Below are 14,974 nucleotides of genomic sequence, written 5' to 3' on the forward strand. Positions count from 1 at the left end.
TCTATCGTATACATAAATATCCTACGCCCTATCAACACAAGCAGAGTTAAGCGATATGGCTAAGAATCATCTAAATCTGAGTCTTTTTTCATCAGGAAATCTCGGATCAATAGAAACTGACAACCGTGTCATCATGGCTGCGTTGACACGTGCTCGAGTTGGAAGGGATGGCGTACCTACAGACATCAATGCCAAGTATTACGCCCAACGAGCCGGTGCAGCGATGATCATCTCTGAAGCCACAGCGATTTCAGCTCAAGGGCTCGGATGGGTAGATACCCCAGGTATTTTTACGCAAGAACAAATCAAAGGCTGGCAAAAGGTTACCGATGCTGTACATCGCCATGGCGGGAAGATTTTCATCCAACTTTGGCATATGGGCCGAGAAGTGCACCCCGATCTTATCGGAGGCCAGGCTCCCGTAGCGCCTTCACCAATCGCTGCAGAAGGCGCAGTACATACTTATGAAGGAAAGAAACCTTACGCAGTGCCCAGAGCCCTAACTCACAATGAGATTCAAGGCATTATCGCGGATTACAAACAGGCGGCTAAGAATGCTCTCAAAGCCGGTTTTGATGGAGTCGAGCTCCACGCTGCAGGGCCTTACCTGCCGGCTCAATTTCTACATGACAGCAGTAATCAGCGCACCGATGCTTACGGAGGGAGTATAGAAAACAGAGCTCGCTTCACCTTTGAAGTTCTATCGGCATTGTGTGAAGTCTGGGGGTCTGACAGAGTCGGTATCAAGCTATCACCAGAGATTAGCTTGACAGACAGCCGCGCTCAAGAAACCTACTTATATATTGTCAGTCAACTCAGTAGATATAACCTGGCTTACTTACAGATGATGGAGCGGGCATGGGATAGAAATGAGCAACCATCCATTGACCATACCCAGCTGCGTGATGCTTACAAAGGTTGCTACGTTGCCAATGGTATGTATGACTCGGAATCTGCAAACAACGCTATTGCCGATGGCACAGCCGATTACATTTCATTTGGACGCCTCTTTATATCAAATCCTGACCTAGTAGCGCGCCTGGCAAGTAATGGGCCCTATAACGAAGAAGATATGTCTTCATTTTTTTCCGGTGATGCACGGGGATATGTGGACTACCCATCTTTATCCGAGCAAAGCGCTTAAGCATCAATTGATTATTTGTATTTTGGACACAGCTATGGAAAAAATTCTGATTACCGGCGGAACTGGAAACAACGGCAAAGCCATTCTTGAGAATCTCGCCAACACCAATATGCCTGTTAGAGCTATGTTACGTGATATTTCGAAAGCGCCAATAAGGGCTAAGAATATCAGCTACGTAAAGGGGGACTATGAAGATGAACACTCTCTATTAGAGGCTCTGAATGGTATTGAATCAGCCTTTTTGGTTACCGCGTTCGAATCCTCATTCACCAAGAAACATGCCGCTTTTATCCGTGTAGCTGAGCAAGCCGGTGTCAAGCATATAGTGCAACTCTCCGGTTTAGGGGCCGATGCAAGTTCGCCTATAGATATAGCAAGATGGTTAGGAGAGGCAGAAGACTACCTTATTCAATCCACTTTAAACTGGACGATACTACAACCCGCCAGCTTTAACAGCAATTTCTTCGCTTCGGCCGATGAAGTTGCCAACTTAAGTACTATTAGTGCGCCCTTTGGTTCCGAACCGGGCGCAACCGTTGTGACAGTCGATCATCAAGACATTGCCGATGTGGCAACAAAAATCTTAATGGAATCAAATTTACATAAAGGAAAGAAATATATTCTCACTGGTCCGGAAAAATTAACTTATAGCGATATAGCACAGATCTTATCTGAGGAGTTAGACAGAGAAATTAAATACATGCCCATCAGCGATGAAACTGCAAGGCTGGGATTACTCAATTCTGGAATTCCAGAGAGCGACATTGATGCCTTAGCACAACTTTGGCCAGTAACTCGCGAATGGGGCCATACCTTTGAACTTTCGGGCCATACAGAAAAACTCCTGGGTAGAGGGGCAACCTCAATTAGAGCCTTTTTCCGCAGTGAGATACATCGATTTAAGAAAAAAGAAGTCTAGATAAGTAGTTACCCCATTGGAAAGTTAGTGTTTAACAATGAGCACTAACTTTCCAACGATGCCAATAATCTTTGATAAGTAGAAATGAAAGGTATCCTTCAGCATGGCGCTTCATACGGTTGTGTCTTTTTTCAGCATCAGTGGCTGTAGACCTCGGGATAAGAGTTGAGCCGTAGCGGTAATGCCGATAGGACCGGCATCAATAACAATCACATCATGGATGTTTTTCATTACTTGTGGCAGTGCCCCGCTAAGAAACACCCCCACCCATCGCAGGCTGGGCGTCACTGTTCTTAGAGCCCAAGTTACAACCTTTAGACTCCAGATAGGCTTCATCATGAACAAATCGTTCAAAGCCTGATTTCTCCAATAGGAACCCAGTCAATCTCCCCAGGACCAACATTAACTAACATGTAAAGAATTTCTACAACACTGATCTTGCACTATGAACCTTTTTGTTTTCCAAGTTTATTAATAATGAATTTTGCACGCTCTACTGTTTCAACTAGTTTCTTGGGTACAGCATTGTCTTCCCAATCCTGCATAAAGACCACAGACAAACCGCTATTGAGATCACTAAACCCATATTGCCCATAGGAACCAGCTGTGTAGATGACATTGTATTCAGGCAAGTACCAGGCTTGAGACCCATATGCCACAGGAGTACCCAACGCAGTGGCAAGTGCCTTGCCACTTTCAGATTTAGCAAGAAGGTCCTTATCAAGATTTTTTACTGAATCATAAAAGCTCTTTGGAGCCTTGCCCTGGGCAATCCACTGATGAAAAAGTGCATAGTCGCGTAGGGTAGTACTGATACCATAGGAAGGGCTAGCAGTACCATCAACGGTCAAGGCAATGGAGCCAGAACTATTTGCCCCAAAATCATTAAAGAGATCCGAAAGAAGCTTGTTGAATGGGTGCCCTGAAACTTCTCCTGCAAGTATGGCTAATAGATCGGTGTTTTTATCATTATATGTATATACTTTGCCGGATTCATTCTGGACTTTAGCACTCTTGATGGCATTGCGATGTCCAGTTGGTTTACCTGGCTTTAAGCCTTGCTCAACCTCAAATAAATAGGCTTCACCTCCTGGCACATGATAATCTGTCGCGGGTAATAAGCCAGAGGTCATATCAAGCACCTCTTGCACCTTGGCTTTTCCAATTTTTGAACCAGCAAAATCAGAGAGATAATCTCCAATCGACAAATTAGGATCTATCTTACCCTTATCAATCAGCTTTGAGATAATGACTCCTGCATAAGTTTTGGAAGCGGATTACAAAAGCTGAGTTTGATTGTGATCAAGTCCATTATCATAAAACTCCGCGATAATTTTATTATCTTTCATAACCAGAAAACCTTTTGTTTGAGTGGCATTTAGCGACTCAACGAAAGGCCAGCCCTTGTGGATTTCCAGACTAATATTAAAGGGCTCTTTAACAACCTCCAGATTGGATGGTTTATCAGCACCCATTATATGCACCGTGCCAAAGATGCCATAGTCATCCCAGTGCATGGATGTATATCTGTAATATGGCCAAGTTTGCATATTATTTTGATTAATATCAGATAGATCAAACGGCCGATAAAAATCATTGGGCGTAACTTTTTCTTTGGCTAGAGCAGATGGAAAAGAACTAATCGCAAAGATCATTGCTACACACCCATACTTCAAACATTTTCCACCATTTCTCATTGGATTTATCGTTGTTGAGATAAAAAAGAACTCGTTGCTATTTAGCCTGACACGACCTCAATTAACACATCTTCCAAAATCGTTGCAGAATAAAAATTTAAATTTAGATACAGAAAAATACACTCAACATGACTTCCAACCAAGTGACCGGGAGTTGCGCGATTCTTTGCTTCAGGAGGGCGTTCACAGATGGATATCATTTCAAAGGTACTAACTTCGGCAGCTCTTCTGTCTAAGCCCTCTTCGCATGTCGCATGCTGTATTTTGACCTAAAGTCATTCACCAGCCGCTTTTAAGTACGCTTCTAGATGGAAGGGGCAATCCCGCCATATACGCTTAAAGAGTCACTGATCGAGCCGGCATGTTTATTGAGCCCTTACAAATCTCGAGCTAGGCAGGCAGTGAGCGCACCACCATCAACCGCTCTTCGGTCATATCCTTGATCGCCCAGCGCACCCCCTCTCGGCCCAGGCCGGAATCCTTCACACCACCGTAGGGCATATTGTCTACCCGCCAACTGGGCACATCCCCTATTACCACACCACCCACCTCCAGGGTGTCCCAGGCTTTTTGGGCTCTGTACAAATCACGGGTGAAAATCCCGGCCTGCAAACCAAATGCGCTGTCATTGACCTTTTTCAGCACCTCATCGAAATCATCAAAAGGTTCCAGTATTGCTACAGGCCCAAAAGCTTCCTGCTGCACTACATTGCAATCACTGGGGACATTCTCTAATAACGTGGGTTCGAGCATGGCGCCATCGCGGTTACCACCGCAGAGAAGCGTGCCTCCCTGTTCAACCCCTTCATTAATCCAGTTATGTAACCTTGTCGCTTCCCCCTCTGAAATCATCGGACCAATAAACGTATGTTCATTTTTAGGATCACCCTTCTTAAGCTTCTTGGTGCGCTCCAGCAAACGCGCTTTCAGGTCCTCATATAGACTGGAATGCCCATAGATCCTCTGCACACCGATACAGCTCTGGCCCGACTGATAAAAAGCTCCAAAGATCAGGCGTTCTACCGCATCTTCCAGATCGGTATCCCGATCAATCACACAGGCGGCATTGCCACCCAATTCCAGAATGACCTTCTTGCGCCCTGCCCTGGCCTTCAAGTCCCAGCCTACCGCAGGAGAGCCGGTAAAACTGAGTAGCTTAAAGCGATCATCCACAGTAAACAGGTCCGCGCCTTCGCGGTGACAGGGCAGCACCGAGAAGGCCCCCTTGGGCAGATCGGTTTCCGCCAGTACCTCTGCGATAATCAGGGCACCGATCGGGGTTCTACTCGCGGGTTTGAGCACAAAGGGACAGCCGGCAGCAATGGCTGGAGCCACTTTATGGGCCGCAAGATTCAATGGGAAATTAAACGGTGAAATAAAAGAGCAGGCCCCTACGGGAACCCGTTTAACAAATCCCCGATAGCCCGCGCTGCGCTTGGAGATTTCCAGATTGATAATCTCCCCATCGATACGCACCGCCTCTTCTGCGGCCACACGGAAAGTATCTATCAGACGGGAGACTTCCCCACGGGCATCGTGGATCGGTTTACCCGCCTCAATACACAGGGCCACAGCCAACTCTTCAAAGCGAGTCTGAAAGCGCTGTACACAGTGATCCAAAACTTGCTGGCGTTTGTAGGGCGGAAACGCAGCCATAGGTTTTTCTGCCAGCAAGGCCCAATCTATCGCGCTATCGATCACCTTGGCATCTGCCATGGCAACCTGTGTTGCCACCTGGCCGGAGTACTTATCGGTTACATCCAGCTCGGTATTGGCATAGATGGCTTCATTGGCCAGGTAGTAGGGGTACGCTTTCTGTAACATCAATGGCTCCTGGTGGTATTCACGGTGAGCATCGACATCGGAACCCGCTCGATCTGTCACGAGGGTATAGGTTACCCAGAGACAGATAGCAACACGGATAGCTTCTATAGGCCTTAGGGGCTGACCCAAATCTAGAAAGGTAGGCGTTGATACTACAGGCGCGGGAAAGCGCCACCACAGTCACTGGGTGGCGCTATTAAAGATGGTTATTGGTTTGGCTATTTCTCCGTCAGCCACATACCTTCGGGTTCGTAGTTAAATGTTTTATAGGTCTTTTTATTGGTGGATGGGTTGTCTGACTTTTTATCGATGTCATAGACAGTCCAATTCAGCTCGCTGTGGTTGAACTCAATCACCGCATAACCATAGATATTGCTGACAAAATCCTTGATATGCGGATTGTTAACCTGCACGCCTCCATTAAGCAATGAAGTGAATACGCTACCCACGTCGACCCCTCTCTCAACTGTATCATTCAGGTTCGGTGACGAGATCGAAGGGGTCATCAGCTCAATGCCTACCAAGTTGTCATAGTCCCAGTTGCTGATCTTGTTGAAATTTACTTTCAGGTAAGAGGCAATACTGGTGTGCAGATCCCCGGTCAGCACAACAAAATTATCGACACTGTTGTCTTTCACACTGGAGAGAATTTTCTCACGCTCCCATTGATAGCCATCCCAGGCATCGTAGTTAGCGAATACCAGAGGGCGCCCCAGTGCGGTGCCTGCTAACTGGGCAAGCAGGGTCTGGTTACCCCAAACTTTCCAGCGGGCATTTGAATTGACGATGCCATCAATCAACCAGTCGCGTTGGGTTTTACCCAGCATGGTTTGGGATTTCTCTTCGTAATCGGTGCACCAGTAGTTTTCCCAGGCACTACCGTCTTTACAGGGCTCTTTGGTGCGATAGGTTCGGCTATCGGTCATATATAAGTCGACCAAATCGCCGAACTGGAAAGAGCGGTAAATTTGCAGGTAGTCGAAGGCGTGGCTGGCCGCCTCATCCACTTTTACACGAGCCGGCACATACTCAATCCAGGCCTGTTGCGCATCGCGGCGCAGCTGGCGCAATTGATCGGGATTGTTAGCGCCAGTTTGGTAGGGATGGGATGGCACACCCAGAGTATCGCGATCGTAATCCCAGTAGGCGTTATCCGCAGTTTCGTGGTCATCCCAGGTGATAATAAAGGAATGCATTTCCATCGCCCGCTGCAGGTTTTTATCCTTGCGGTATTCCCGGTAAATATGGCGATAGTCTTCGAGATCCATGGCCACATTACCGCCGGAAGGCAGGCTCATTGGGTGAACAATCGCATCCTCAAAACCTTCGTACTGCGCATACTCATAGATGAAGTCTCCCAAGTGCAATACGCAATGCACATCTTCATCCGCCAAATGGCTGTAGGCGTTGTAATAACCCGTGGTGTAATCCTGGCAGGTCACCACCGCCATTTTGATACTTTCCAGCCCACCAGTTGGCAGGGTATGGCAGCGCCCCGTGCGGCTGCACAGTGCGCCGTATTTAAAGCGGTAGTAGTAACGCTGATTGGGAGACAGATAGCCTTCCAGGTCGATGTTTACGGTGTAGTCGCGATCCGCACTAATATCCTCAGCATTGATCTCAGCACTCAACACCGGCTGGGTAAATGAATCGTCCAAAGCCACATCCACATACAGGATTTGGCCGGGTACAAAGGCAGCGGGGTTGATATGGGTCCAGAGCACCACACCAGTTTGGCTGGGATCACCCGAGGCCACAGACAAATCAAAGATCAACCCATCCTGATCGATATCGTAGCCCGAGGGGCTGCCACTCAGATTAAAGCGCGCATAGGTTTCGCTATTGCTAGCCGCTAATGAGCGAACGGTAAATGGTGTGAGCAGCGCAAGCCCCATGGCTTGCACAAATGTACGGCGAGAAACAGTCATAAACCCCAACTTCCTGTTTGTTATTTAGAATTCGAATAATGTGAATTGGCGCGCATTTTATAGAAATGCGTACCAACAAAGAAGTCGGTTTATTCTACGAAGTATTAAATTTTGATGAAGGTTTAACCGAAAAAAGTCGATATACGCTACATTAGTCACATCTGACAGCTTGGTGGGGCAGTAGATACCAGGAAAGTGGCAGGTCAATAAACTATCTTTAACCCCCCTAACCCTCCAGATAATGCTTCCAGTACAAAGCAATATCAGCTGTTCTACTGTTTACAAAAGCCTCAAAACTCAGGGCATACCCCATGCGAGACGTTGCCGTTGTTGCCTACTGTAGAACCGCAATCGCCAAAGCAAGGCGCGGTGCCTTAAACCAAACCCACGGTATCCCCATGGCCGCGCATGTCATCAAGGAAGCGCTGCACAGAGCTACTTTGGATCCCGAGGAAGTGGAAGACGTTGTACTGGGCTGTGGATTACCTGAGGGGGCAACCGGCCACAATATCGCTCGCAACGCCGCCCTATTTGCAGGTTGTGGCGTCAAAGTACCCGGTATGACGATTAACCGCTACTGCGGCTCGGGTCTCAATGCCGCATCGATCGTAGCGAATCGAATCGCCAGCGGGGAAATGCAGGTCGGCGTTGCCGGTGGCGTAGAAAGTATTAGTCTCGTGCAGTTCAGCCTGAACCTGAATCACTTTGTCTATGAGCCCCTGCAACAACAAATCCCCGCGGTTTGGTGGACTATGATCCAAACAGCGGATTTCGTCGCTGACACCTTTTCCATCAGCCGGCAGGCACAAGATGCCTATGTGGTGGAGTCGCAAAAACGCGTGGCGGAAGCGCACAGAGCAGGCAAATTTGCCGAAGAAATCGTTCCTTTTGAGACAGTCATGTCGATAAAAGATAAAGAGACTGGGCAGATCTCAGAAAAGACAGTGTTGCTGAAAGAAGATGAAGGCCCACGCCCCGGTACCACCCTGGAAGGGTTATCGGCTTTAGAGCCAGTGAATGATGGCGGCACGGTAACCGCGGGCAACGCTTCGCAGCTCTCTGATGGCGCTGCGGCCGTCGTCATGATGGATGCCGAGCTGGCCGCCAAAAGAAACCTGCCCATTCTGGGGCTATTTCGCGGTATGCAGCTTGCAGCGGTGGCCCCCGATGAAATGAGTATCGCCATGGCGCCAGCCATCAAGCGCTTAATGAAGCATCAGGGGCTTTCTATGGGAGAGATAGACCTTTGGGAATTACACGAAGCCTTTGCCGTTACCACCCTCTATAACCAAGCGGAACTGGACACGCCTTGGGATATTACTAATGTTAATGGTGGCGCCATTGCCCTTGGCCATCCCTATGGGATGTCCGGCATTCGCTACCTGGGTTCTTCACTGATGGAGCTCAAGCGCAGAGACGCACACAAAGCGGTTATCGGGGTCTGTACTGCTGGCGGGATGGCCACAGCAGTATTCCTCGAGCGCTAAGCCAGTTACAAAGTCTTCCCCTCTGGCCGCCCTACCCCTGGCCACTTTGTACTTGTAACAAGTAAAAACAAGCGAACTGGAACACACAAGCTGGTTCAACCATCGCCACCTAGAAATTGATCCCACCTATAGCGCCTGAGCGCCTGAGCGCCTGGTCTGCTGGACAATTTGGCGTCTCGATCCTCTCAATATATCGTATCTATGGCTTTAAAGTGCCCGTAAAGAAGCTTGCAATTGCCACCAGGTTTGCCTCGAAGCTGGAGGAATAGCCATGTCCCGGCTCAAAGAGGGCCACAGCCAAGAAACTCTCTGTAAAGACGCTCTCTGTAGCTGCTCACCGAACAAGCAGCCTAAAGACTCCATCAAAGGTGTATTGCACTGATGATGGAGACAATCCATGACGGCTTTACTTTTCTGTTCGCACAGAGCCGGGGCGCTCTGTTTATCATGTTCTGGATCGTGATCTTCCTGGAACTCCCTCGCTATATCTTCTCCTTCTTCACCGCGGTTTTCTTTTTTAGCTCAAGGATCGAGAAAGAAGTAGATTTGGAAAAAATCGGCAAAATTTCGGTGATTATTGCCGGTCATAACGAAGAGGAGTCGATCGAAAAGTGTGTGCACAGTCTTTGGGCGCAAAGTGTTAAGCCCTATGAAATCATCGTGGTGAGCGATGGCTCCACCGATGGAACCAGAAAAGTGATGTCCAGCTTACTGACCCGAGGACTCATTCAGGGAGCCCATGCGACAGAACTTAGAGGTGGTAAGGCCTCCGCTCTAAACCTGGGGATTCGCTTTTGCACTGGCGATATCGTTATCACCGTAGACTGTGATTGCTCCTTTGAGCACCACACCATGAAGGAAGTGTTACTGCCCTTTGAAGACCCCAAAGTGGGGGTGGTTTCCGGTAATGTTTTTGTGCGTAACCCTCACGATAACCTACTCACCGCATTTCAAACTATCGAATACATTGTCAGTATCTCCCTCGGCAGGCATGCATTGGCCATGATCAGGCAAATGTGCTGCGCATCTGGCGCCTACAGCGGGTTCCGAAAAACCGCTATTGACCAGATTGGTGGCTTTGATTCCGGTGGGGGGGAAGATCTGGATATTACTTTTCGCCTGCGCAACTACGGCTGGGATATCGCCTTCGCCCCAGAGGCGATCTGCTATACGGATGTACCCACGAATATCCTGACTCTAATTCGCCAGCGCTTGCGTTGGGAGCGGGATGCTGTGCGTTTGCGTTACCGCAAGTACGCCCACTTTATCAATCCTTTTAAGCGCCGCATCAAATTCGAAGAGTTCTTTCATCAATTTGAGTTCTTGATCTTTAATGTGATCGCTGCTATCGCTTTGCCCATATACTTGGTCTGGCTGTTTGCGAGTTATGGCAGTAATGCCTGGTTTATTTTAATCGGTGCACAGATAGTATTGATAATGCTGGACTGCCTCACCTTTGCGCTCGCCTCCTATGCCACCTACAAATTCAGTACTTTTCCACTCTGGCCCTTTCTTATTGGCTACAGCATCCTCTACGTCAACTTGATGCGTGTAGTACGGCTCTATGCCTATGTACAGGAGTGGATCTTCAGAACCTCTTATGCGGATTCCTTCGCCCCTTCAAAAGTACACAAGGTAAGGGAGTAAACTGCTGGGAACACCTCAGAAGCCGATAGTTATCCCTTGGCGACCCCACTTTTTTGGCTGGAACTCGACTTTATAGTCAATCGCGATACCCAGCTCATAACACCAAGCCTTATCTCCTTATTTCCTGCGGGCTGGCGCTTCAGCCCTCGTGGTCTATCGTTTTACTTAAGGCGGAATTTTACCCGCCAACCGTATCAACCAAGTACAACCGGCGTCAGTTTGCCCCTTCTGTAGGAGGGTTTGCCATCTCCTTTCTCACTGATGCATACAACTATTATCGCTGGCCCAGTGATTTTAATACGGTGCATCCAGGCATTGAGAAGTGTGATGCCCTGGTGGTTGAGGAGCCCATGACTCCTCAGTGCATTGAAAAACTCTGGAACAGCCAGATAGGCTTGCACCTGCTACCGGTGATTGACCTAACCGGCACACTGGGAGTCAGGGCAGACCTGGATGCCTCTAACACGCTCAAGGCAGACCCTACAGAGTACGGCAAGTTGATCGACTCCTTTAACTTTCGCCGCTCTCAGTTGCACCCGGATTTCTATAACCCCCAGAACGATGACGACAAAATTCTGGCCCGCATTTTTGTCTCCGGGATAAGCCTGACCCCTAGCTACCAGCCAGACTCGCGCACCACCGTTTGCTTTAACACCCTGTTAGATTCAGAAACGGTATTACATGAATGCGAAAAAATGATGACGGCCGAATTACTGGCCGGCAGCTTTTTTGACCGCCGGCATATTTGTAACGGTTGCAGTGCCTCTCAATTTAATGTGCGCGAAGAGTGCCCGGAATGTCGATCTCCCAACTTGAGAGAATCCTTCTATCTGCACCACTTTAAGTGTGCCTACCTGGGGCCTGAAGACGACTTTCGCCAAGGCGAATATTTGATCTGCCCCAAGTGCCGAATGGAAATGAGCCATTTCGGCAGCGATTACGACAAACCGGGCACCATTTTGATATGTAATTCCTGCGGCAAGTCCAGTTCAGAAACAGAAGTTGGCTTTTTATGCCTTAATTGCGATACCCATATAGATGGCGATTCGGTAAAAACCGGGGATATTTTTAAATATAGCCTCACCGAAAAAGCCGTTCATTACCTGCATGCCGGCCATGCATTCCTGGAACTCACCCAGCAAAGTCCTATCTTTGCCGGGCTTCCATTCGAACTTATCGTAGTTTTAAACAAAGAGCTGAAAGATTGGAGAAACAATGAGAGCGAATTTGCCCTGCTCTGCATCAAATATGAAAATGAATATTTGGTAGAGCAAGAACACGGTAACCGCCAATTTTTTCACAGCCGCAATCAGTTTTTCCAGAGTTTAAGCCACTCGCTAAAAAAGGTGATGAAAGGGGAATATCCGGTTACTGCGGCCAAAGGCAGGATGGAAGATTTTATCCTGGTAAGCCATATCAGTCAGAAAGATCTGTACAAATTTAGTGAAGAAGCCGGGCAAAGAGCCGCGAGTTCTTTGCGATTGGATGTAGAACCCATCCTCCAGGTCTATGGCCCCGAGGATCTGAGCTAATGTGGGAAGAAATTCAGGACGGCTACTATTACCTTATCTCTCAAAGCTATACAACACTTTTTTTGATGCTCTGGGTGTTGGTTATTTTTGAGATTCCCCGCTACCTTTTTTCATTTTTTACCGCTTTAACATTCTTCCAAAAAAAACCGGAGTTTGAGGTAGATATAAAAAGTTTAGGAAAACTCTCTGTAATTATTGCCGGACACAACGAAGAGGACGCTATAGAAAAGTGTGTACTCAGCTTATGGGAGCAGAGCCGCCCTCCCGATGAGATTATTGTGGTAAGTGATGGCTCTACCGATCGCACCAGAGATAAAATACGGAAATTATTAAGAAAAGGGCTAATCCATGGCGCACATTCGACAGAGCTGCGCGGTGGAAAGTCGGCTGCTGCAAACTTAGCCCTTCGCTTTACGACGGGGGATATTGTCCTAAATGTGGACTGCGACTGCTCCTTCGATTATCACGCGATAAGGAATATCTTATATCAATTTGATGACCCTAAAATAGGGGCAGCTTCTAACAGTATTCTAGTACGCAATTGGGACGCCAATCTTCTCACAATATTCCAAGCCATTGAATATAGTATTAGTATCAGCCTTGGAAAACATGCACTGTTCATGCTGGGACAAGTATCATGTGCCTCGGGGGCTTTTACTGCTTTTCGAAGAGAGGCACTAATTCAGGCTGGTGGCTTTGACTCCGGAGGGGGTGAAGACCTGGATGTTACATTGCGCTTACGCCATTACGACTGGAAAATTGGATTTGCCGCCGATTCTATTTGTTATACCGATGTTCCCACCAATCTGGGAGCGCTGATTCGGCAGCGATTTCGCTGGGAGCGGGATGCTGTCCGTTTGCGTTACAGAAAATACCGCCACTTTATCAACCCTCTTGAATATCGTATTAAGCCTAAAGAACTATTCCACCAATTTGAGTTCCTCCTCTTTAATGTAATCGCCATCTTAGTATTACCGATTTATTTAGCCTGGCTATTTTACACTTACGGATCTAATGGGTGGTTTATTTTAATAGCAGCCCAAATTATCCTTATAATAATGGATATTATTACCTTCACCCTAAGCGCTCTCTCCACACCAAAATTTAAGGCAACCCCCATTTGGCCTTACCTGCTGGGATACAGTATTTTGTACGTTAACCTGATGCGTCTTGTCCGGCTCTATTCTTACACTCAAGAGTGGATATTTAAAACCTCCTATACCGACACTTACGCACCCTCCAAAGTGCATCGTGTTCGGGAGTAAGTAGTATGAGAACTATACGAAAACATATCCGCCCAGATACCATGGCCAGTGAGGTCCGCCCCCATCATAGTGCCATTGGGCGGCGCATCTATATCGGGGTATTGATATTATTTGCCCTGGCTATTCTGCGCTATCTATTTGGGGATTTGTTTATCCTCAAAGGAGATGGGCTGGTCCTTAGGGATTATGCCGCAGTCGAGATGGGTTATATCACCAGAGTGACCGCGGTGGAGGTTGATGAGGGGGAATCTGTTAAGGAGGGGCAGCTACTCCTCAAAATAGAATCTATGGAACTACTGGAGCGCTTGGCAGATCTCTCCAGCCGCCAGGCCAACCTGATTCAAATTTCCGCCGAATTTACCCTGCTTTCCGAGACTGCCAAACAACTGCTGGTTCCTGCAGAACACCGCAAGCAAGAGATAGAAGAGATTCTGGCGCGAATCAATAAGCTGGCCGACAAGGGTTTTGTCAGCAAGATTACCTATCAGGAAGTACTTAGGGATAACTTTAATGCGGGCCAGGAACTGGTCAAGATTCAGGTGGAAAGCACCACGCTAGACAAGAAGAGAAAAGCTGTCGATGCAGCAATCAAGGTAGCCGGAACGGCCTACCAGAGGCTGAAAGATCACTACGATGATGGCCAAGTACGCAGCCCGGTAAATGGCTTGGTTGGCGCTACTGTACCCTCTGTAGGCGATGTCTACCGAGAAGGGGAACCCCTAATGCAAGTCTATTGGGGGGAACCCTATGTACTCGCCTATATGCCGCGCCGATATATTCTTGCTATTCGGCCGGGCATGGTTGTCACGGTCAAGAGTGGTCGCTACAAAGATAAAGGCGTGATCTCTGAGTTACTGCCCATTTCCGACCAACTGCCGGAAGAATTCCAGAATACGTTCAAACCCCAGGAGCGCAACCAGCTCGCCAAAATTGTACTCTCCGATCCAGAGCAATTTCCCTTATCTGAAAAGGTACAAGTTACTCTGGAATTAAACTGGAAGGATCTCTTTGTAGAGAACTTTATGGATTAAAGGTTTGCCGGGCATTAAATTCTGTCAGTGCCGCCCTCAACCATTCCGGCAAGGTTATCTTCTGTTTGGTTTCAACCGAAAGGGTGACATAGGTAATTGTTGCCGTAAAAGCCAATAGGTCTGGATTAAGATAAGCCTGCACAAGAAAGGTAAACGACTGATTGCCAACCTTGTGTACGCTGACTTTGAGCTGTAACTCCTGGTCCCAAGTAACCGGACTTAAAAACTCCAGATTAAAGGCCCGCACCGGTGTCAGGAACCCCCGCTTCTTCATAGTGGCTATAGCCGGGCCATCAAATAAAATAGACATGGCTTCATGGGTGGCCTCCAGGGCAAAATTGGAAAACCTCGGGGTATAAACAATACCCTCGGGATCACAGTCCCCAAACAAGACCTTGCGCTTGATAGTTATCATAAGAGGTTCTCCCATTAAGCCAGGCAACCATTCTAATCCAGCGCTCTATTTACATCCTGCCAAAGCAGATAACCAATCCAACCAA

Annotated in this window: 12 protein-coding genes and 1 pseudogene; 7 read left to right on the forward strand and 6 right to left on the reverse strand. The window is 47.9% G+C overall.

From position 1 onward, the window contains the following. The first annotated feature begins 55 nt into the window (after positions 1–55). Entirely contained in the window at positions 56–1,144 is a 1,089-nt protein-coding gene (locus ACJJJA_RS12745; protein WP_444904855.1) for an alkene reductase, read from the forward strand. 34 nt (positions 1,145–1,178) lie between these two features. After that, a complete protein-coding gene (locus tag ACJJJA_RS12750) occupies positions 1,179–2,063 on the forward strand; it encodes an SDR family oxidoreductase (protein ID WP_444904856.1) in 885 nt (294 codons plus the stop codon). 111 nt (positions 2,064–2,174) lie between these two features. Here the strand turns inward: ACJJJA_RS12750 and ACJJJA_RS12755 are convergent, their stop codons facing one another. The 5 genes and pseudogenes from ACJJJA_RS12755 to ACJJJA_RS12775 all read right to left on the reverse strand — a co-directional run bounded on the left by ACJJJA_RS12755 (position 2,175) and on the right by ACJJJA_RS12775 (position 7,512). Then, complete coding sequence (locus ACJJJA_RS12755; protein WP_444904857.1) at positions 2,175–2,417, reverse strand: hypothetical protein; 243 nt, start codon at positions 2,415–2,417, stop codon at positions 2,175–2,177. Positions 2,418–2,506: 89 nt separating this feature from the next. Further along, positions 2,507–3,328, reverse strand: a pseudogene (locus tag ACJJJA_RS12760) (serine hydrolase domain-containing protein); the annotation flags it as partial. Positions 3,329–3,340: 12 nt separating this feature from the next. Then, positions 3,341–3,718: a hypothetical protein gene (locus tag ACJJJA_RS12765; RefSeq protein WP_444904858.1), complete on the reverse strand. Its 378-nt coding sequence runs from the start codon at positions 3,716–3,718 to the stop codon at positions 3,341–3,343. Positions 3,719–4,150: 432 nt separating this feature from the next. Beyond that, on the reverse strand, positions 4,151–5,644 hold the full coding sequence (locus tag ACJJJA_RS12770) for an aldehyde dehydrogenase family protein (RefSeq protein ID WP_444904859.1): 1,494 nt from the start codon (positions 5,642–5,644) through the stop codon (positions 4,151–4,153). Positions 5,645–5,802: 158 nt separating this feature from the next. Continuing rightward, the gene (locus ACJJJA_RS12775; RefSeq protein WP_444904860.1) at positions 5,803–7,512 is read right to left on the reverse strand and encodes an alkaline phosphatase D family protein; all 1,710 of its coding nucleotides are present in this window, start codon (positions 7,510–7,512) and stop codon (positions 5,803–5,805) included. A 311-nt stretch (positions 7,513–7,823) separates the two neighbouring features. Here ACJJJA_RS12775 and ACJJJA_RS12780 point away from each other — a divergent pair, with 311 nt between their 5' ends. From ACJJJA_RS12780 to ACJJJA_RS12800, 5 genes are all read left to right on the forward strand, one after another. Next, the gene (locus ACJJJA_RS12780) at positions 7,824–8,999 is read left to right on the forward strand and encodes a thiolase family protein (RefSeq protein ID WP_444904861.1); all 1,176 of its coding nucleotides are present in this window, start codon (positions 7,824–7,826) and stop codon (positions 8,997–8,999) included. 381 nt (positions 9,000–9,380) lie between these two features. Then, positions 9,381–10,646, forward strand: a complete 1,266-nt coding sequence (locus tag ACJJJA_RS12785; protein WP_252081737.1) for a glycosyltransferase family 2 protein — start codon at positions 9,381–9,383, stop codon at positions 10,644–10,646. 53 nt (positions 10,647–10,699) lie between these two features. Further along, positions 10,700–12,178 carry a TackOD1 domain-containing metal-binding protein gene (locus ACJJJA_RS12790; RefSeq protein ID WP_444904862.1) on the forward strand — a complete coding sequence of 493 codons (1,479 nt, stop codon included), beginning with the start codon at positions 10,700–10,702 and terminating at the stop codon, positions 12,176–12,178. Next, positions 12,178–13,443: a glycosyltransferase family 2 protein gene (locus ACJJJA_RS12795; protein WP_444904863.1), complete on the forward strand. Its 1,266-nt coding sequence runs from the start codon at positions 12,178–12,180 to the stop codon at positions 13,441–13,443. The genes ACJJJA_RS12790 and ACJJJA_RS12795 overlap by 1 nt, the downstream gene beginning before the upstream one ends. 5 nt (positions 13,444–13,448) lie before the next feature. After that, positions 13,449–14,474, forward strand: a complete 1,026-nt coding sequence (locus tag ACJJJA_RS12800; protein ID WP_444904864.1) for an HlyD family secretion protein — start codon at positions 13,449–13,451, stop codon at positions 14,472–14,474. On the opposite strand, the gene ACJJJA_RS12805 is transcribed toward ACJJJA_RS12800, so the two are convergent. After that, complete coding sequence (locus ACJJJA_RS12805) at positions 14,464–14,889, reverse strand: acyl-CoA thioesterase (RefSeq protein WP_444904865.1); 426 nt, start codon at positions 14,887–14,889, stop codon at positions 14,464–14,466. The genes ACJJJA_RS12800 and ACJJJA_RS12805 overlap by 11 nt on opposite strands. Positions 14,890–14,974 lie beyond the last annotated feature (85 nt).

The sequence above is a fragment of the Microbulbifer mixtoriginis (SeqCode) genome, from assembly GCF_052466865.1.